Source organism: Protaetiibacter larvae (assembly GCF_008365275.1).
Taxonomy (GTDB): Bacteria; Actinomycetota; Actinomycetes; order Actinomycetales; family Microbacteriaceae; genus Homoserinibacter; species Homoserinibacter larvae.
Genome location: NZ_CP043504.1, coordinates 1,622,756 through 1,642,555, shown reverse-complemented (window position 1 = coordinate 1,642,555; position 19,800 = coordinate 1,622,756). Strand labels below are relative to the sequence as shown.

The window sequence follows — 19,800 nt, the reverse complement described above, 5'->3', positions numbered from 1 at the left end:
GGCCTCCGCGCTCAGGCGACGGCGCGACGGTACACGAGCTCGCGGGCCAGCTGCCGGTACTGCTCGGCCGCGTGGTGATCGGGCGCGAACTCGGTGATGGGGGTGCCCGCCACGGAGGCGTCCGGGAACTTCACGGTGCGGTTGATGACCGACTCGAGCACGCGATCGCCGAAGGCCTCGACCACCCGCTCGAGCACCTCCCGCGAGTGCAGGGTGCGCGGGTCGTACATGGTCGCCAGGATGCCGTCGAGCGTGATCGCCGGGTTCAGCCGGTCGCGCACCTTGTCGATCGTCTCGACGAGCAGGGCGACGCCGCGCAGGGCGAAGAACTCGCACTCGAGCGGGATGAGCACGCCGTGCGCCGCGGTGAGGGCGTTGACGGTCAGCAGGCCGAGCGAGGGCTGGCAGTCGATGAGGATGACGTCGTAGCGGTCCGCCACCTGCCGCAGCACGCGCGCGAGGATCTGCTCACGCGCCACCTCGTTCACGAGGTGCACCTCGGCGGCGCTCAGGTCGATGTTGGCCGGGATGACGTCGAGCCCCGGGGTGCCGGTGGGCTGGATCGCCGCGGCGACGTCCTTGGAGGATCCGAGCAGCAGATCGTAGATCGTCGTGACGTCGTGCGTGGGCACGCCGAGCCCCGCGGAGAGCGCACCCTGCGGGTCGAAGTCGACGGCGAGCACCTTCCGGCCGTAGCCGGCGAGCGCCGCTCCCAGGCTGATGGTGGTGGTCGTCTTGCCGACGCCGCCCTTCTGGTTGCAGAGCGCGATGATGCGGGCCGGACCGTGGCTTCTGAGGTGCTTCGGCTCGGGGAAGACGGTGACGGGACGGCCGGTCGGTCCGAGCACGACGTCCAGTTCCTCGAGCCCCGAGAGCTCCGGCGCGTCGGCTCGCTGTGCAGTCATGTCGGGAGTCTACGTCCGGGTTTCGGACGCCCCGCGGAGGACAGGCCCGCCCGCGAACGGTTCACCTCACCCTCAACTTGAGCTTGAAACCACCCCCCGCCGAGGGGTCGCGAACGGCGCTCGACACGCCGTGTCTCCCGCACTGTGCGACCCCTCGCGCATCAGCGGGCGCGCGGGTGCGCCTGCTGGTAGACGTCGCGGAGTCCCTCGATCGTCACGTGCGTGTACAGCTGCGTCGTCGCCACCGACGCATGCCCCAAGAGCTCCTGCACGACCCGCACATCCGCCCCTCCCGCGAGCAGATGCGTCGCGAAGGAGTGCCGCAGGCTGTGCGGCGAGACCTCGACGCCGATCCCCGCCCGCTCGGCGGCCGCACGGATGATGAGCCAGGCGTTCTGCCGGCTGAGCGGCGCCCCCCGCGCCCCCAGGAAGAGCGCGCCCGTCGCACGGCCCCCCGTCGCGAGCAGCGGCCGCGCCCGCACCAGGTACGCCTCCAGAGCGGCCCGCGCGTAACTGCCCACGGGCACGATGCGCTGCTTGTCGCCCTTGCCGATCACCCGGATGAGCTCGGGCGTGCCGTCCACGCCGATGACGTCGTCCACGGCGAGCGACACCGCCTCCGAGACCCGCGCACCCGTCGCATAGAGCAGCTCGAGAAGCGCCTTGTCGCGCATGCGCACCGGATCGTCGCCGTCGGTCGCGGCGAGCAGCGCCTCCACCTGCGCGTGGCTGAGCGCCTTCGGCAGCCGCTGCGGGAGCTTCGGCGCAGCCAGCGACTCGGCGGGATCCCGGGCGATCGCGCCCTCCTCCACGAGGAAACGCGTGAAGCCGCGGATCGCGGAGATCGTGCGCGCCACCGACGCCGCCGAGAGCGGCCGCTCCCGGTCGCGCAGCCCCGCCACGTAGCCGCGCAGGATGTCCCCGTCGAGCTGCGTCGACTCGTGGATGCCGCGATCGGCGAGCGTCCCCGTGAAAGCCGCGAGGTCGCGGCGGTACGCCGCCACCGTGTTGGCCGACAGGCCGCGCTCGATCGCCAGGTGCCGCAGGTAGCGGACCGACTGCCGGTCGAGCTCAGCCGCGGGCATGGGCGGCGAGCACCGCGAGCAGCAGGATCGAGTTGCGGATGCGCCCCGCGAGCGCCGCCTCGACGACCTCGTCGAGCGACGCCCAACGCCGCACGAGCTGCGCCTCCTCCTCGGTGCGCGCATACGCCTCCGGCGCCGCCGTGAGGCCGCGCGCCTCGAAGACCACGACATGCTCGTCGCTCCCGCCCGGCGAGGTCGCGAACGTCAGCAGTTCGCGCCACTCGGAGGCGACCAGATCCACCTCCTCGGCGAGCTCCCGCTTCGCCGCCTCGAGAGGCTCCTCCCCCGGCACGTCGAGCAGTCCGGCGGGCAGCTCCCAGTCGCGGCTGCGGATCGGATGCCGGTACTGGTTGATGAGCAGCACCTTGCCGTCCTCGCTCACCGCGAGCACCGCCACAGCACCCGTGTGGGCCACGAAATCGCGCTCGAGCTCATGACCGGCGAAGCGGAACCGCTCACGCACGACATCCCACACCCGCCCGGCGTAGACCCGCTGCCGCCCGACCACCTCAGCGGTCTCGGGCAGATCGGCGAGCGGACCGGACAGCAGCGCCGCGAGCGAATCGGCCGTCGGATCCGACATCAGGCCTCGACGGTCGCGCCGACCGGCTCCGCCTCGGCATCGGCGCCCTCGGCGCCTTCCACCTCGAACAGTCGCGAGGCCTGCTGGCGCTCGAGAGCCGCGCCGACGAGTCCGCGGAACAGCGGGTGGGCGCGGTTCGGCCGCGAGCGCAGCTCGGGGTGCGCCTGGGTGCCGACGTAGAACGGGTGCACCTCGCGCGGCAGCTCCACGAACTCCACGAGCCCGTGCTCCGGGTTCGTGCCCGAGAACACCAGCCCGGCCTCGCCGATCCGCTCGGTGTAGTGGTTGTTGACCTCGTAGCGGTGGCGGTGCCGCTCGTGCACGACCTCGGCGCCGTAGGCCTCCGCGACGATCGACCCCGGCAGCAGCTGCGCCTCGTAGAGGCCCAGCCGCATCGTGCCGCCCATGTCGCCGTGGTCGAGGATGTCGACCTGCTCGGCCATCGTCGCGATCACCGGGAACTCGGTGTCGGGGTCGAACTCGGAGGAGCTCGCCCCCGGCAGACCCGCGACGTTGCGCGAGTACTCGACCACCATGCACTGCAGGCCGAGGCACAGGCCGAGCGCCGGGATCCCGTTCTCACGGGCGAAGCGCAGCGCCCCGAGCTTTCCTTCGATGCCCCGCACGCCGAATCCGCCCGGAACGCAGATGCCGTCGACATCCGCGAGCTGGCGCGCGGCGCCCTCCGGCGTCTCGCACTCGTCGGACGGAACCCAGCGGATCTTCACCTTGGTCTGGTGGGCGAACCCGCCCGCACGCAGCGCCTCGGTGACCGAGAGGTAGGCATCCGGCAGATCGATGTACTTGCCGACGAGCGCGATCGTCACCTCGTGCGCGGGCTCGTGCACGGCCTTCAGCAGCCCCGACCAGCCGTCCCAGTCCACCTCGCCCGCCTTCTCGTCGAGGCCCAGCTGCTCGATGATGTACGCGTCGAGACCCTGCTGGTTGAGCATCGTGGGGATGTCGTAGATCGAGGGCACATCGATCGCGTTGACGACGGCGCGCTCGTCGACGTCGCACATGAGCGCGATCTTGCGCTTGTTCGACTCGGAGACGACGCGGTCGCTGCGCAGCACGAGCGCATCCGGCTGGATGCCGATGGATCGCAGCGCCGCGACCGAGTGCTGGGTGGGCTTGGTCTTCTGCTCGCCCGAGGCACCCATGAACGGCACGAGCGACACATGCACGAAGAACACGTTCCGCCGGCCGAGTTCGTGGCGCACCTGACGGGCGGACTCGATGAAGGGCTGCGACTCGATGTCGCCGACCGTGCCGCCGATCTCGGTGATGATCACATCGGGTGCCGGATCCTCGGTGGCCTGCAGCCGCATCCGGCGCTTGATCTCGTCGGTGATGTGCGGGATCACCTGCACGGTGTCGCCGAGGTATTCGCCGCGGCGCTCCTTCGCGATGACGGTCGAATAGATCTGGCCGGTCGTGACGTTCGCCGACTGGCTGAGGTCGATGTCGAGGAAGCGCTCGTAGTGGCCGATGTCGAGGTCGGTCTCGGCGCCGTCATCGGTCACGAACACCTCGCCGTGCTGGAACGGGTTCATGGTGCCCGGGTCGACGTTGAGGTACGGGTCGAGCTTCTGCATGACGACCCGCAGACCGCGTGCGGTGAGCAGATTGCCCAGACTGGCCGCGGTGAGGCCCTTACCCAGCGAGGAGACGACGCCCCCGGTGACGAAGATGTGCTTGGTAACGACTGCGCCCGTATTGATCACCACGGGGTTTCAGCATATGACACGAACCCGGGTGAACGCTGCGACACCCTCAACCGCGCGAAAGCTCCAGCAACTCGCGGGCGTGTTCGAGCCCCGTGGCCGAATCGGGAAGCCCCGACAGCAGGCGCGCCATCTCCGCCACGCGGTCCGCGTCGTCCACCCGGCGGACGCTGGATGCCGTCACCTGACCGTCGCGATCCTTCACGACCACGAGGTGGTTGGTGGCGAACGCCGCCACCTGGGCGAGATGCGTGACGACGATCACCTGGGCGGTCTCGGCGAGGCGCGCGAGGCGGCGGCCGATCTCGATGGCTGCCGCGCCGCCGACGCCGGCATCCACCTCGTCGAAGACGAAGGTGGGCACCTCCCCCGACGCGGCCAGCACCACCTCGAGCGCGAGCATCACGCGCGACAGCTCGCCGCCCGACGCCCCCTTGGCGAGCGGACGCGGTTCGGATCCCGCATGCGGCTGCAGGAGGAACGCGACGCGGTCGCGGCCGGATGCCGAGAGCTCCTGCTCCTCGAGCTCCACCACGAGCCGCGCGTCCGGCATGGCGAGCGCGGCGAGCTCGGCGCTCACGCGTGCCGCGAGCTCCTCCGCTGCGGCCGCGCGCCCCGCGGTCACCCGGGCAGCGAGCTCCTCGACCCGGGCGGATGCCGTCGCGGTCTGCGCGCTCAGCTGCTCGATGCGGTCGTCGTCGCCGTCCAGTTCGAGCAGCCGCAGCCCCGCGTTCTCGAGCCCCGCGATCACCTCGTCGAGCGGGGCGCCGTGCTTGCGGGCGAAGGCGGCGAGCGCCGCACGCCGATCCTGCACCGCCTCGAGCTCGCGGGCGCCGTCCACATCCAGCCCGCCGAGGTAGTGCGAGAGCTCGGTGGAGACCTCGGCCAGCTGGTAGGCGATCGTGTCGAGAGCCTCGCGCGCGGGCGCCAGCGCGGGGTCGTGGTCGGCGACGCGGGAGATCGCGCGGCGCGCCTCCTCCACGAGCCCCACGGCATCCGCACGATCGTCTCCCGACTGGGCCGACACGGCCTCCTGGGCGAGAGTCGCCGCCCGGCGCAGATCCTCGAGATTGCCGAGCCGCTCGGCACGCGCCGCCAGCTCCTCGTCCTCGCCGGGCTGGGGGGCGAGCTCGGCGTACTCGGCGAGATCCTCGCGCAACTGCTCGGCCTCGCGCGCACGCGCATCGCGGGCGGCGATGAGCGCCTCCAGCTCCGCCGCATGCGCACGCCACGCCCGGAACGCCTCGCCGTACTCGGCCAGCAGCGCCCGATGCTGCGGCCCGGCCGCGCCGTCGAGCGCATCGCGCTGCGCCGCGGCGGACCGCAGGCGCAGCTGATCCGACTGGCCGTGCACCACCACGAGCCGCTCGCCGAGCTCCGCGAGCACGCCGACCGGCGAGGAACGCCCGCCCACGACACCGCGGCTGCGTCCCTCCGACGACACGGTGCGCGCCAGGATGAGCTCCGCGCGACCCGCATCGATCGGATCCAGCTCACCCCCCGCCTCGCGCACGCGCTCCGCGACCTCGCCTGCATCCGGCACGACCCAGCGGCCCTCCACGCCCGCCTGCGGACTGCCGGCTCGGATCGCCCCCGGGTCGGCACGCTCGCCGAGCAGCAGCCCGAGAGCGGTCACGACCATCGTCTTGCCCGCGCCCGTCTCACCCGTCACGGCCGTGAACCCCGGCCCGAGCGGAAGCCGTGCCTCGCCGATCACCCCGAGGTCGCGGATCGACAGCTCCTCGATCACTCCCGGCCCCGCTCCTCCGCGGACGCACCCTCGGACGCCGGCCCGCGCCAGCCGTCCACGGGCAGCGCGAACTTGCCCACCAGCCGGTCCACGAAGGGACGCGGCGCGAGCCGCGCGAGCCGCACCGGCTGCGGCGAACGGCGGACCACGACGCGCGCGCCCGGCGGAAGATCGAAGGTGCGACGCCCGTCGCACCACAGCACCCCGCTGCCCTGCGAGCGGTCGAGCAGCTCGATCGCCACGGGCGACTCCGGGCCGACCACGAGGGGGCGCGCGAACAGCGCGTGCGCCGACAACGGCACCAGGAGGATCGCCTCGACGCTCGGCCAGACGACCGGCCCGCCCGCCGAGAACGCGTAGGCGGTGGATCCCGTCGGCGTCGACACCACGACGCCGTCGCAGCCGAAGGTCGACAACGGCCGGGCGTCGATCTCGATCACCACCTCGAGCGAGCGCTCCCGGCTCGCCTTCTCGACGGTCGCCTCATTGAGCGCCCACGTCTCGTAGACCACCTCGCTGCCGCGCTTCACCCGCACCGACAGCGCCATCCGCTCCTCGACGATGTAGTCGCGGGCGAGAGCGCGCTGCACGGTCTCGTCGAGATCCTCGCGCTCCGCCTCCGCGAGGAAACCCACGTGCCCCAGGTTCACGCCCAGCACGGGTGCCTCACAGCCCCGGGCGAGCTCGGCCGCACGCAGGATGGTGCCGTCGCCGCCCAGCACGATCACGAGCTCGAGCTCGGTCGCCGTCACCTCGCGCCCGAGGAGTGCCAGCGGACCGAGATCGGGGGCCGCCTCGCGCAGATCGGCGAGCTCATCATCCGACACCACCGGGGTGAGGCCAGCGGCGATGAGCTTGCGGCACACCTCGATGCCCGCCTCGAGCGAATCGGCGCGCCCGGTGTGGGCCACCACGAGGATGTGGCGCGCGTCGTCGGTCATGCCCCCATTCTGTCGGATGCCCCCGTCGCGCGCCGCTCCTCCACACCGTGCACCGCGCCGGGTGCCTCCCGCCGTCCAGAACCCCGCAGCCACGGGTCGCTCCGCGGGGTGGGCGGACGGCTCGCGGAACGCATGCCCTCGCGGCCTGGACGGCCGCTCCCGCCCGACCCGGTGCCAGCGTCCCGCGAGCCGTCCGCCCACCCCGCTGCGCTCGCGCCCCCAGTCGAGTGCCGCGCGCAACGCCAACCCCGCTGATCGAGTGCCGCGCGCAACGCCAACCCCGCTGATCGAGTGCCGCGCGCAGCGCCAACCCCGCTGATCGAGTGCCGCGCGCAGCGCCAACCCCGCTGATCGAGTGCCGCGCGCAGCGCGGTGTATCGAGATCAGCCGCCCCGGCCTCAGCCGAGCCCTGCGACCGCCGCCCGCAGCTCCCCCGGATCGGGCGCGCCCCGTCGCAGGTGCACGAGGTATTCGCGGTTGCCGCTTCCGCCCGGGATGGGGCTGTCGATGATCCCGAGGGCGCCGAGCCCCAGATCCCACGCCACCCACAGCACGCTGGTCGCGGCGTCGTGCCGCGCCGCGCGATCCCGCACGATGCCTTCGCGTACGCCGCCTCGCCCCACCTCGAACTGCGGTTTCACGAGCAGCACGAGGTCGGCGTCCGGCTCCGCGAGCGCGGCGAGCGGTTCGAGCACCTGGGTGAGCGAGATGAAGCTGAGGTCCCCCACCACGAGGCTCGGCCATCCGCTCGCCGCCAACTCCCCCGCCCACCCCAGAAATGCAGGAGACTCGCGAGTGAGGTACCGCAGGTTCTGCCCCTCCAGGTTGGCGACCCGCGGGTTCTCCTGCATTTCTGGCACGAGCTGACCGTGGCCGACGTCGACCGCGAACACCCGGGAGGCGCCGCGCTCGAGCAGCACCTGGGTGAAGCCGCCGGTCGAGGCGCCGGCATCGAGCGCGACACGGCCGGATGGATCGACGCCGAACGCGTCGAGCGCCGCGATGAGCTTGTGCGCGCCGCGACTCACGTAGTGGTCCGCCCCCGCGAGCTCGATGACGGCGTCCACGGGCACCCGCAGCGCGGCTTTCAGCGCCGGGCGTCCGTCGACCGTCACCAGGCCCTGGGTGATCGCCTCCGCCGCGACCGCCCGGGAGCGGGCGAGGCCGCGGCGCACGAGCTCGGCGTCGAGCCGCGCAAGGTCCGCATCAGGCATGGGCGCGCGGGGCGTCGCCCGCCTCGAGCCGCGCGCGCAACTCCTCGTGCAGCTGCGCGAGGGCCGCCGCGCGGTCGGCGAGCGGCTGGTCCTCGATCACCCGAAGGCGCGACAGCAGCGCACTCGGCTCATGGTCCTCGCCGGATCGGGCCTGGTCGTTCACGTCACGAATATAGTTCGGGCGCCACGTCGAGCGCGTAGATCGGCACGCCCGCACCCCAGACGGCTGCCGCCGCCGCCCGGATGCGATCGATGTCGCTGCCCGCACGCTCGAGCCGCAGCGCGGAGCCACGGTGCAGCACGACCACATCGCCGACCCGGATGCGGCGGTCGCCGGCGGCATCCGTCTCGTCGACGACGCGCGGGTACGGCGTCGCGAGCCCGCGGAGGTCGTCGAGGATGAAGCTGGGCCGGGAGTCCGCCGCTGCGGCCAGCAGCTGCTTGGGGCCGTCGATGCCGGTCAGCACGAGCACCGAGGCGATTCCCGCGCGCACCGCCCCGACGATGTCGGTGTCGAGCCGGTCGCCGATGAAGAGCGGATTCCGAGCGCCGAAGCGGGACACCGCCGCATCGAAGATCGCCCTCTCGGGCTTGCCGGCCACGATCGGCAGACGCCCGACGGCCGTGTGCACGGCCGAGACGAGCGTGCCGTTGCCGGGGGCGGTGCCGCGGGCCTGCGGGAGCGTCCAGTCGGTGTTCGTGGCGACCCACGGGATGCCGCTCTCGCCGCCCTGCAGCGCGAACGCGGCCTCCGCGAGGTCGGTCCACGCCACCTGGGGGGCGAACCCCTGCACCACGGCGGCGGGCGCATCCCGTGCAGAACGCGTCACCCGGAACCCGGCGCCCTCGACCTCGACGACGAGGCCCTCGCCGCCGACCACCAGAATCGTGGAACCCGCCGGCACGAGGTCGACGAGCAGTCGCACGGCGGCCTGCGGCGACGAGACGATGTCGTCGGGCACCGTCGGCAGCCCGAACGACTGCAGCTGGGCGGCGACCGACTGCGGCGTGCGCGAGGCGTTGTTGGTGATGTAGCCGACCCGCCGGGTCTCGCCAGCCGCGACGAGCGACTCGACGGCATGCGGGATCGCGTTCTCTCCCGCGTACACGACGCCGTCGAGGTCCGCGAGCACCACATCCACCCCGTCGAGCGGGGCGGGCGCCACGCCGCCCGTCACGCCTCGGTGCCCGGCTCGTCGTCGAGGAACTCCTCGATGATCTCGACCGTGTCCTGCCCCTCGGGGATCGCGGCCTGCTCGAGCGCGATCGTCGCACGATCCGAACGCTGCCACCACTGCTCGGCCTCATCCGTGCGCCCGAGCTCCTCGAGAACGGTCGCGTAGGCGTCGAACAGCGCCGGACTGTACGAGAAGGCCCGCTCGGGGTCGAGTTGCGGGATCTGCAGTTCGGTGAGCGCGAGCTCGGGCTGCCCCAGATCCAGGCGGGCTCCCGACATCGCGATCGCGAGCGCCACCTGCACGGGCACGTCGAGCGAGGCACGCGGAACGGAGCGGCCCAGCTCGAGAGCCGCCTGCGGGCGTCCGACCCCGCGCTCCGAGTCGACCATGAGCGGCAGCTGGTCGTCGCGGCCCGTGATGCGGCGGTAGGTGCGCAGCTCGCGCAAGGCGAGGGCGAAGTCGCCGGTCTCGTATGCGGTGATCGCCGTGGTCTCACGTACCACACCGATGCGGCCCGCCCGACGCGCGGCGGCAAGGGCGTGCTTGTGGGCGAGTGCCGGATCCTCCTCCAGGAGCCGCGCCGCCATGACGAGATGCCTCGCCACCCAGTCGGCGTTCTCCTTGGTGAGCGGCTTGAGCTCCTGACGTGCACCGCGGTCGAGCTGATTCGCGGCGACATCATCGGGAATCGGCGGGTCGTCGTGCCGCGGTCGGTCATCCTCGCGCGGGCGGGGCGGGCGCGCTCCCTCCGAGGCGCCGGCGTACGGACGCTTTCCGTCGACCGGACCTCGGGTGTACGGGCGCTTGCCGTCGGTGGGCTTGCGGTCGAACGGCTTCTTGCCATCCGCCGGCTTGCGCTCGTACGGCTTCTTGCCATCCGCCGGCTTGCGGTCGAACGGCTTCTTGCCATCCGCCGGCTTACGCTCGTACGGCTTCTTGCCCTCGTACGGCTTGCGATCCCCCCGCGGGGCGCCCGAGCCACGCTGACCCCGCGGTCCCGCGGCGGGTCCGGTGCGTCGCGGCTTGCGCTCGCGATCCGGCTCGGGGGTGCTCTCGTCTGACATGACTCTCCTGGGTCCGCTCCATGCTAGCGAGCGGGGTTCTGCGGCTTAAACGAAGAAGGCCCACCCGGCATACGGGTGGGCCTCCTCGAAAGAAGTCCGGCGGTGTCCTACTCTCCCACGAGGTCGCCCTCGCAGTACCATCGGCGCTGTAGGTCTTAGCTTCCGGGTTCGGAATGTAACCGGGCGTTTCCCCTACGCTATGGCCGCCGAAACACTATTGATTTCTCAGTCAAAGTGCCTCGATGCATATCGAAGCGTTCCCGACCGTCAATCGGGAACCACAAAGTGGACGCGAGCAACAGAATATCTATTCTGAAAACTATGTGTGTTGTCAAGTTATCGGCTTATTAGTACCGGTCAGCTCCATGGGTCTTTAGTCCCCACTTCCACATCCGGCCTATCAACCCAGTAGTCTAGCTGGGAGCCTCTCCCCCGAAGGGATGGAAATCTCATCTTGAAGCCGGCTTCCCGCTTAGATGCTTTCAGCGGTTATCCGTTCCGAACGTAGCTAATCAGCGGTGCTCCTGGCGGAACAACTGACACACCAGAGGTTCGTCCGTCCCGGTCCTCTCGTACTAGGGACAGATCTTCTCAAATTTCCTACGCGCGCAGCGGATAGGGACCGAACTGTCTCACGACGTTCTAAACCCAGCTCGCGTACCGCTTTAATGGGCGAACAGCCCAACCCTTGGGACCTACTCCAGCCCCAGGATGCGACGAGCCGACATCGAGGTGCCAAACCATGCCGTCGATATGGACTCTTGGGCAAGATCAGCCTGTTATCCCCGAGGTACCTTTTATCCGTTGAGCGACAGCGCTTCCACAAGCCACTGCCGGATCACTAGTCCCGACTTTCGTCCCTGCTCGAGCCGTCACTCTCACAGTCAAGCTCCCTTGTGCACTTACACTCGACACCTGATTGCCAACCAGGTTGAGGGAACCTTTGGGCGCCTCCGTTACTCTTTGGGAGGCAACCGCCCCAGTTAAACTACCCACCAGGCACTGTCCCAGAACCGGATTACGGTTCGTAGTTAGACATCCAGAGTGACCAGAGTGGTATTTCAACAACGACTCCACCGACACTAGCGTGCCAGCTTCATAGTCTCCCACCTATCCTACACAAGCCACACCGAACACCAATACCAAGCTGTAGTAAAGGTCACGGGGTCTTTCCGTCCTGCTGCGCGTAACGAGCATCTTTACTCGTAGTGCAATTTCGCCGAGTTCGCGGTTGAGACAGCTGGGAAGTCGTTACGCCATTCGTGCAGGTCGGAACTTACCCGACAAGGAATTTCGCTACCTTAGGATGGTTATAGTTACCACCGCCGTTTACTGGGGCTTAAATTCAGAGCTTCGCCGAAGCTAACCCCTCCTCTTAACCTTCCAGCACCGGGCAGGCGTCAGTCCGTATACATCGACTTGCGTCTTCGCACGGACCTGTGTTTTTAGTAAACAGTCGCTTCCCACTGGTCTCTGCGGCCCTGCAGCGCTTCCGGAGCAAGTCCGTACACGCCTTAGGCCCCCCTTCTCCCGAAGTTACGGGGGCATTTTGCCGAGTTCCTTAACCACGATTCTCTCGATCTCCTTGGTATTCTCTACCTGACCACCTGAGTCGGTTTGGGGTACGGGCGGCTGGAACCTCGCGTCGATGCTTTTCTTGGCAGCATAGGATCACCGAATTCCCCCGTGAGGGGTATGCATCAGATCTCAGGCTATGTGAGAGACGGATTTGCCTATCTCTCGCCCTACGTCCTTACACCAGGACAACCATCGCCTGGCTCGGCTACCTTCCTGCGTCACACCTGTTAATACGCTAGCCGCACCAGCACGGGTTCGAGCGTTAGGCCGGCTGCTTCACCCCGAAGGGATCCATCTGCCGGATTAGGACTCTTAGCACTACTGGATTAGCTTGGGCGGTTCTTCGCCGGTACGGGAATATCAACCCGTTGTCCATCGACTACGCCTGTCGGCCTCGCCTTAGGTCCCGACTTACCCAGGGAAGATTAGCTTGACCCTGGAACCCTTGGTCTTTCGGAGGACGTGTTTCTCACACGTCTTTCGCTACTCATGCCTGCATTCTCACTCGTGTGGCGTCCACGGCTGGGTCACCCCGCCGCTTCACTCGCCACACGACGCTCTCCTACCAATCCGCACGGCTGGACCACGAAGGCCTACCTATAATGCGAATTCTACGACTTCGGCGGCGTGCTTGAGCCCCGTTACATTGTCGGCGCGGAATCACTTGACCAGTGAGCTATTACGCACTCTTTCAAGGGTGGCTGCTTCTAAGCCAACCTCCTGGTTGTCTGTGCAACTCCACATCCTTTCCCACTTAGCACGCGCTTAGGGGCCTTAGTCGGTAGTCTGGGTTGTTTCCCTCTCGACGATGAAGCTTATCCCCCACCGTCTCACTGCTGCGCTCTCACTTACCGGCATTCGGAGTTTGGCTGACGTCAGTAACCTTGTAGGGCCCATCGGCCATCCAGTAGCTCTACCTCCGGCAAGAAACACGCAACGCTGCACCTAAATGCATTTCGGAGAGAACCAGCTATCACGAAGTTTGATTGGCCTTTCACCCCTATCCACAGCTCATCCCCTCGGTTTTCAACCCAAGTGGGTTCGGTCCTCCACGACGTCTTACCGTCGCTTCAACCTGGCCATGGATAGATCACTTCGCTTCGGGTCTAGGGCATGCGACTGAATCGCTCTATTCGAACTCGCTTTCGCTACGGCTGCCCCTCACGGGTTAACCTCGCCACATACCACTAACTCGCAGGCTCATTCTTCAAAAGGCACGCTGTCACCCCTGCTAGGGAGGCTCCAACGGTTTGTAAGCAGACGGTTTCAGGTACTATTTCACTCCCCTCCCGGGGTACTTTTCACCTTTCCCTCACGGTACTTGTCCGCTATCGGTCATCTGGGAGTATTTAGGCTTACCAGGTGGTCCTGGCGGATTCACACGGGATTTCTCGGGCCCCGTGCTACTTGGGATCCCTCTCGCCTCTGCTCGACATTTCGGTTACGGGACTGGCACCCTCTGTGGTCGGCCTTTCAATGCCGTTCACCTATATCGCGCACGTCGACGTGTACTTCGGCAGAAGTACGTAGAGGTCCCACAACCCCGATCATGCAACGCCTGCCGGCTATCACACATGATCGGTTTGGCCTGTTCCGGTTTCGCTCGCCACTACTAACGGAATCACGGTTGTTTTCTCTTCCTGTGGGTACTGAGATGTTTCACTTCCCCACGTTCCCTCTACCCGCCCTATATATTCAGGCGGGAGTCATCAGGTCGTCTTGCAACGCCTGACGGGGTTTCCCCATTCGGAAATCCTCGGATCAAAGCTCTGTTATCAGCTCCCCGAGGCTTATCGCAGATTCATACGTCCTTCTTCGGCTCCAGATGCCAAGGCATCCACCGTCTGCTCTTATAAACTTGACTACATGAGTTTTTAGAATCGATCGGCCGCACCGAAGTGCGGCAGATTGACCAATGATCTATCGGAAATGCGCTCGAGAGCGCATCCCTATTTGATCATCTTGTAGATCTGAGACCACTGATCTTTCGACCAACGGGCTCAGTTCTAAGATGCTCGCGTCCACTGTGTAGTTCTCAAATGACGGGCGGTACTCGTACCCGTTCGAAGCTCTGCTTGAACGTGGTTCGAGTCCTGAAGTCGTCAACCTCCGAAGAGGCTGCCCGGTCCTTCAGGACCCAACAGCGTGCATGCAGCGAGTGCCTGCTTCCGAACTGTTCCTTGCCGTTGCCGGCTGTACTGGGTTCTCGAGTTTCGACTCGCTGCCTATGTCAATGTTCCACCCATGAGCAAACCACCCGAGGACATTCGCCTCGGTTGTGGCTCTGGGACGCCGAAGCGTCCAGAAGCTCCTTAGAAAGGAGGTGATCCAGCCGCACCTTCCGGTACGGCTACCTTGTTACGACTTAGTCCTAATCACCGATCCCACCTTCGACGGCTCCCTCCACAAGGGTTGGGCCACCGGCTTCGGGTGTTACCGACTTTCATGACTTGACGGGCGGTGTGTACAAGGCCCGGGAACGTATTCACCGCAGCGTTGCTGATCTGCGATTACTAGCGACTCCGACTTCATGAGGTCGAGTTGCAGACCTCAATCCGAACTGAGACCGGCTTTTTGGGATTCGCTCCACCTTACGGTATTGCAGCCCTTTGTACCGGCCATTGTAGCATGCGTGAAGCCCAAGACATAAGGGGCATGATGATTTGACGTCATCCCCACCTTCCTCCGAGTTGACCCCGGCAGTCTCCTATGAGTTCCCACCATTACGTGCTGGCAACATAGAACGAGGGTTGCGCTCGTTGCGGGACTTAACCCAACATCTCACGACACGAGCTGACGACAACCATGCACCACCTGTATACGAGTGTCCAAAGAGTTCTACATTTCTGCAGCGTTCTCGTATATGTCAAGCCTTGGTAAGGTTCTTCGCGTTGCATCGAATTAATCCGCATGCTCCGCCGCTTGTGCGGGCCCCCGTCAATTCCTTTGAGTTTTAGCCTTGCGGCCGTACTCCCCAGGCGGGGCGCTTAATGCGTTAGCTGCGACACGGAGACCGTGGAATGGTCCCCACATCTAGCGCCCAACGTTTACGGCGTGGACTACCAGGGTATCTAATCCTGTTCGCTCCCCACGCTTTCGCTCCTCAGCGTCAGTTACGGCCCAGAGAACTGCCTTCGCCATCGGTGTTCCTCCTGATATCTGCGCATTCCACCGCTACACCAGGAATTCCATTCTCCCCTACCGCACTCTAGTCTGCCCGTACCCACTGCAGGCCCGAGGTTGAGCCTCGGGTTTTCACAGCAGACGCGACAAACCGCCTACGAGCTCTTTACGCCCAATAATTCCGGACAACGCTTGCACCCTACGTATTACCGCGGCTGCTGGCACGTAGTTAGCCGGTGCTTTTTCTGCAGGTACCGTCACTTTCGCTTCTTCCCTACTAAAAGAGGTTTACAACCCGAAGGCAGTCGTCCCTCACGCGGCGTTGCTGCATCAGGCTTGCGCCCATTGTGCAATATTCCCCACTGCTGCCTCCCGTAGGAGTCTGGGCCGTGTCTCAGTCCCAGTGTGGCCGGTCACCCTCTCAGGCCGGCTACCCGTCGTCGCCTTGGTGAGCCATTACCTCACCAACAAGCTGATAGGCCGCGAGCTCATCCCGAACCGAAATTCTTTCCACGCGCAGAAGATGCCTTCGCGCGTCGTATCCGGTATTAGACGTCGTTTCCAACGCTTATCCCAGAGTTCGGGGCAGATTGCTCACGTGTTACTCACCCGTTCGCCACTGATCCAGAGGAGCAAGCTCCTCTTTCACCGTTCGACTTGCATGTGTTAAGCACGCCGCCAGCGTTCGTCCTGAGCCAGGATCAAACTCTCCGTAAAGGTTTGGTAGCACGACTCCCGTGTCCGAAGACACAGCGGAGCCGGCAGAACCGTTGCGCTCACGACCGGGAAAACGGTCGATCGCACGAGTTGATCTGACTGAAAGGATCGTCTACTGACAATCCGTCAATCCAAAGGAATCTCTGTCTGATCTCGCGATCAGACGTCGAGGTTTTTGGCATTTGACATAGTGCACGCTGTTGAGTTCTCAAGGATCGGACGCGCCTGGTGCTCTCCGTCTCCGGATCGCTGCCAGGGCAACTTGTCTATCCTAACCCCCTCGTTCCGTCTGTCAAGTCGACGCGCTGGAGCGAAGCTCCTCACGCAAGTCGACGACCGCGGTCCACAAGGGTGGCTCCCCATCCTAGACCCGAAGGCCGGCAGACACTAGTTCTGCTTCTTCAGAAGGGGCTTGTTCCCGCTTGAGGGGGCGGGGCCTTCCGGCCTCTCCGCTCTTCCCTTTGGGGCGAACAAGGAAGACATTACGTGGGATCCGGCGCGGTGCCAAATCGCGCCCGCATCCCGGGCGTGTCGCGCGCTGGAGCTGGGAGCGGAGGCCATTTCTGGCCTTCGCCGCGACGCCGTTCCCGACGCCCGTCTGGGCGTCGGGAACGGGGATCTCGATACGCCGCTGCGCGGCTACTCGATCGGCGAGAGGTGGGCCGCTGCGCGGCCACTCGATCAGCGAGAGGCGGTGATCGTCAGTCCGGCGAGGGTCTTCTTGCCCCGTCGCAGCACCGCACGACCGCCGGCGAGGGCGGCGCCCCCGAGGGTCGCGGCCTCGTCGTCGACCTTCGCGTTGTTGAGGTACACGCCGCCCTGGGCGATCGCGCGGCGCGCGTCGGAGAGACTCGTACTGAGCCCGGTGTCGACGAGTGCCTGCGCGACGAGCGCGTCCGCGGTGAGCTCGGCATTCGGCAGCTCGGCGATGGCCGAGGCGAGCGTCTGCGCATCGAGCGCCGCGAGATCCCCCTGCCCGAACAGGGCCTCGGACGCCGCGATCACGGCATCCGTCGCCGCGGCGCCGTGCACGAGCGTGGTCACCTCCCGCGCGAGGGTGCGCTGCGCCTCCCGCCGGAAGGGCTCCTCGCGCACCGCCGTCTCGAGCGCCTCGAGCTCGGCGCGCGTCAGGAAGCTGAACACCTTGAGCCGGTCGATCACGTCGGCATCGTCGGTGTTGAGCCAGAACTGGTAGAAGGCGTACGGGCTCGTGAGCTCGGGATCGAGCCATACGGCGTTGCCCTCGCTCTTGCCGAACTTGGTGCCGTCCGAGTTGGTGATGAGCGGCGTGCCGATCGCGTGCACGCTCACCCCCTCGGCACGGTGGATGAGGTCGGTGCCGCTCGTGAGATTGCCCCACTGGTCGGAGCCGCCGGTCTGCAGCACGCAGCCGTAGCTGCGGTACAGCTCGAGGAAGTCCATCCCCTGCAGGATCTGGTAGCTGAACTCGGTGTAGCTGATGCCGGCGTCCGAGTTCAGGCGCGCCGCGACGGCATCCTTCTTGAGCATCGTGCCCACCCGGAAGTGCTTGCCGATGTCACGGAGGAAGTCGATCGCCGAGAGCGGGGCGGTCCAGTCCAGGTTGTTGACGATCCGGGCGGCATTGTCGCCGTCGAAGGCGAGGAAGCGCTCGATCTGCCCGCGCAGGTAGCCCACCCACTCGGCGACCGTCTCCTTCGTGTTGAGGGTGCGCTCCGCACTGGGCCGCGGGTCGCCGATGAGTCCGGTCGATCCGCCCACGAGCCCGAGCGGCCGGTGCCCGGCGAGCTGGATGCGACGCATCGTGAGCAGTTGCACGAGGTTGCCGAGGTGCAGGCTCGGGGCGGTGGGGTCGAAGCCGCAGTAGAAGACGATGGGCGGTCCGGCGAGCAGTTCCCGCAGCGCGTCCGCATCGGTCGAGACATGCACGAGCCCGCGCCAGACGAGCTCCTCCCACACGTTCGGGAAGGACGGATCGTTGCGCTGCGCGCTCAGAAGCTCGGTTGCGGGCACCGGGCCAGGCTACCGCCTCGCTAGGCTCGCCCCGTGCGCCACCACCGCCATCGTCACCACCTCCGGGGCCTCCGGATGCTGGCATCCGCCGTGCTCGCGATCGCCGCCGTGGCCGTGTCGGCCGTCCCGGCATCCGCGTCGGCGAGCGCACCTCCGCCGCCCGCGGCGCCGACGATGCGTGCCGACGTGAACGACTTCACGATCCCCTCGTTCGACATCGAGTATCGCCTCAGTCGTGACGCCACCGGCTTCTCGGCGCTGCACGTCGTGGAGACGATCGTGGCCGACTTCCAGCAGATCGGGCAGAACCACGGCATCGAACGCGCCCTGCCGATGAGCTACGGCCAGGTGGACCTCGAGCTGCGGGTCCTCTCGGTGCGGGACGAGACGGGCGCGGCCCGACAGTTCACCACGTACGACTCGGAGGGCCTGTACGGCGAGCCGTTCCGCGTGCTGCGGATCGGCTCGTCCGACAGCTACGTGCACGGCCTGCAGAGCTACGTGATCGAGTACACCATGCGTCACGTGGTGGGCACCTTCGAGGACACCGGCGTGGACGAGTTCTACTGGGATCTGAACGGCGACGGCTGGGCGCAGCCGATCGCGGAGGTGACGGCACGCCTGCACCTCACCCCGGAGCTGCAGGAGGCGACGACGGGGGCGGCGGCCTGCTACGCCGGCATCTACGGCGGCACGACGCCGTGCGAGCTGACCACGACCCCCGACGGTTTCGCGGTGGAGGTGGCCGAGCTGCAGCCCTACCAGACGGTCACCTGGTCGATCGCGTTCGCGCCGGGCACCTTCCGTCCTGGGCCGCTCCCCTCCGACTCCTGGTTCGTGCGGGTCGTGCCGTGGGTGCTGCTCGGCGTGCTCGCGGCGGCGCTCCTCGTGGTGCTCTGGCTGCGGATCTTCGTGTTCCGCGATGCTCGCGGGCGCGGCGTCGTGATCGCCCAGTACGAGCCCTACCCCGAGCTCGGCGTCATGGAGGCGGCACAGCTGCTGGGTCGCGAGTCGAAGGGGCTGCCGGCGCAGTTCGTGCAGCTCGTGGTCGCCCGCGCGGCCCGGCTCATCGACCGCGGGGAGGATGCCGGCCGCGACGAGCGCTACCGGCTCGAGCTGCTGGATCCTTCCGGTCTGGACAAGGACGACGCGATCGCGGTCGCCTCGATCTTCGGCAGCACGAAGCAGGGGGCGAAGGTCGATCTCGACCGCAGCGACCAGAAGCTCGGCGATCGCCTGGCCGCCCTCGTCGCGAAGGTGCGCACCGCGGTGTCGCGCGACTACCGCGCGACCCGCGCGACGCCCGTGACGACGGTCACGCGCCTCGTGCTGTTCGCGAACGGTCTCGCCGCCGTCGTGGTGGGCTTCTGGGCGACGGCCAACGACGCCGATCCGGGGTGGCTGTTCCTGCAGCTCGCCGTCGTGATCATCGGGGGGATGGTGGTGTTCGGTTTCGCGGGCGCCCCCGAGCGGTTGACCCGGCAGGGCGCGCTCGCTCTCGAGCACCTGCACGGCATCCGCGAGTATCTGCAGCTGGCGGAGGCGGACCGCATCCGGGTGCTGCAGAGCCCGGAGGGCGCGGAGCGCACCCCGATCGACACCGGCGACCGCGAGGCGGTCGTGCGGCTCAACGAGCGCCTGCTCCCCTACGCGATCATCTTCGGCATCGAGGATCAGTGGCAGCGCGAGCTCGGAACCCTCTATGCGACGACGCCGAGCGAGATCGCCTCGACGGTCGGCGCCCTCAACCTCGGCTCCTTTGCGGCGGGCTACGCGGCGGCGAGCTTCGCGACGACTCCCCCACCGAGCACGTCGTCGTCGTGGTCGAGTTCGGGGGGCAGCAGCTTCTCGGGCGGATCGAGCGGGGGCGGTTTCTCCGGCGGAGGAGGCGGCGGTGGCGGAGGAGGCGGCTGGTGATCCCTGCAGGCATGATCTCTCCGCGA

Annotated in this window: 12 protein-coding genes and 3 rRNA genes; 1 reads left to right on the top strand and 14 read right to left on the bottom strand. The window is 67.3% G+C overall.

Annotated elements, in window-relative coordinates:
- Nucleotides 1–11: 11 nt before the first annotated feature.
- The 14 genes from FLP23_RS07770 to tyrS form a co-directional block, all read right to left on the bottom strand.
- Nucleotides 12–905 carry a ParA family protein gene (locus tag FLP23_RS07770; protein ID WP_149325325.1) on the bottom strand — a complete coding sequence of 298 codons (894 nt, stop codon included), beginning with the start codon at nt 903–905 and terminating at the stop codon, nt 12–14.
- A 161-nt stretch (nt 906–1,066) separates the two neighbouring features.
- Nucleotides 1,067–1,990 carry a site-specific tyrosine recombinase XerD gene (gene xerD, locus FLP23_RS07765; RefSeq protein ID WP_149325324.1) on the bottom strand — a complete coding sequence of 308 codons (924 nt, stop codon included), beginning with the start codon at nt 1,988–1,990 and terminating at the stop codon, nt 1,067–1,069.
- Nucleotides 1,977–2,573, bottom strand: coding sequence for an NUDIX domain-containing protein (locus FLP23_RS07760; RefSeq protein WP_246139934.1), 597 nt, complete (start codon nt 2,571–2,573; stop codon nt 1,977–1,979). The genes xerD and FLP23_RS07760 overlap by 14 nt, the downstream gene beginning before the upstream one ends.
- Complete coding sequence (locus tag FLP23_RS07755) at nt 2,573–4,297, bottom strand: CTP synthase (protein ID WP_246140110.1); 1,725 nt, start codon at nt 4,295–4,297, stop codon at nt 2,573–2,575. Before FLP23_RS07755 ends, FLP23_RS07760 begins: the two co-directional genes overlap by 1 nt.
- Nucleotides 4,298–4,349: 52 nt before the next feature.
- Nucleotides 4,350–6,050 (bottom strand): DNA repair protein RecN, encoded by a 1,701-nt coding sequence (gene recN, locus FLP23_RS07750; RefSeq protein ID WP_149325322.1) that lies wholly within the window; start codon nt 6,048–6,050, stop codon nt 4,350–4,352.
- Entirely contained in the window at nt 6,047–6,991 is a 945-nt protein-coding gene (locus FLP23_RS07745; RefSeq protein ID WP_149325321.1) for an NAD kinase, read from the bottom strand. Before FLP23_RS07745 ends, recN begins: the two co-directional genes overlap by 4 nt.
- Before the next feature lie 398 nt (nt 6,992–7,389).
- Nucleotides 7,390–8,205: a TlyA family RNA methyltransferase gene (locus FLP23_RS07740; RefSeq protein WP_149325320.1), complete on the bottom strand. Its 816-nt coding sequence runs from the start codon at nt 8,203–8,205 to the stop codon at nt 7,390–7,392.
- The gene (locus FLP23_RS12250; protein ID WP_168200330.1) at nt 8,198–8,368 is read right to left on the bottom strand and encodes a hypothetical protein; all 171 of its coding nucleotides are present in this window, start codon (nt 8,366–8,368) and stop codon (nt 8,198–8,200) included. Before FLP23_RS12250 ends, FLP23_RS07740 begins: the two co-directional genes overlap by 8 nt.
- 1 nt (nt 8,369) lies before the next feature.
- On the bottom strand, nt 8,370–9,371 hold the full coding sequence (locus tag FLP23_RS07735; RefSeq protein WP_246139933.1) for an HAD-IIA family hydrolase: 1,002 nt from the start codon (nt 9,369–9,371) through the stop codon (nt 8,370–8,372).
- Nucleotides 9,372–9,379: 8 nt separating this feature from the next.
- Nucleotides 9,380–10,447 (bottom strand): hypothetical protein, encoded by a 1,068-nt coding sequence (locus FLP23_RS12485; protein WP_246139932.1) that lies wholly within the window; start codon nt 10,445–10,447, stop codon nt 9,380–9,382.
- 94 nt (nt 10,448–10,541) lie between these two features.
- Nucleotides 10,542–10,658 (bottom strand): 5S ribosomal RNA (rrf, locus tag FLP23_RS07725).
- Nucleotides 10,659–10,774: 116 nt separating this feature from the next.
- Nucleotides 10,775–13,889 (bottom strand): 23S ribosomal RNA (locus tag FLP23_RS07720).
- Between the two features lie 452 nt (nt 13,890–14,341).
- A 16S ribosomal RNA gene (locus FLP23_RS07715) occupies nt 14,342–15,865 on the bottom strand.
- Together the 16S, 23S and 5S rRNA genes form the textbook arrangement of a ribosomal RNA operon.
- Before the next feature lie 681 nt (nt 15,866–16,546).
- Nucleotides 16,547–17,857, bottom strand: coding sequence for a tyrosine--tRNA ligase (gene tyrS / locus FLP23_RS07710; RefSeq protein WP_149325318.1), 1,311 nt, complete (start codon nt 17,855–17,857; stop codon nt 16,547–16,549).
- 33 nt (nt 17,858–17,890) lie between these two features.
- Between tyrS and FLP23_RS07705 the strand changes: the two genes are divergently transcribed.
- The gene (locus tag FLP23_RS07705; RefSeq protein WP_149325317.1) at nt 17,891–19,774 is read left to right on the top strand and encodes a DUF2207 domain-containing protein; all 1,884 of its coding nucleotides are present in this window, start codon (nt 17,891–17,893) and stop codon (nt 19,772–19,774) included.
- Nucleotides 19,775–19,800 lie beyond the last annotated feature (26 nt).

Coding starts and splice junctions, on each gene's coding strand:
- FLP23_RS07770 (WP_149325325.1), bottom strand. CDS start 905: ATGACTGCACAGCGAGCCGACGCGCCGGAGCTCTCGGGGCTCGAGGAA.
- xerD (WP_149325324.1), bottom strand. CDS start 1,990: ATGCCCGCGGCTGAGCTCGACCGGCAGTCGGTCCGCTACCTGCGGCAC.
- FLP23_RS07760 (WP_246139934.1), bottom strand. CDS start 2,573: ATGTCGGATCCGACGGCCGATTCGCTCGCGGCGCTGCTGTCCGGTCCG.
- FLP23_RS07745 (WP_149325321.1), bottom strand. CDS start 6,991: ATGACCGACGACGCGCGCCACATCCTCGTGGTGGCCCACACCGGGCGC.
- FLP23_RS07740 (WP_149325320.1), bottom strand. CDS start 8,205: ATGCCTGATGCGGACCTTGCGCGGCTCGACGCCGAGCTCGTGCGCCGC.
- FLP23_RS12485 (WP_246139932.1), bottom strand. CDS start 10,447: ATGTCAGACGAGAGCACCCCCGAGCCGGATCGCGAGCGCAAGCCGCGA.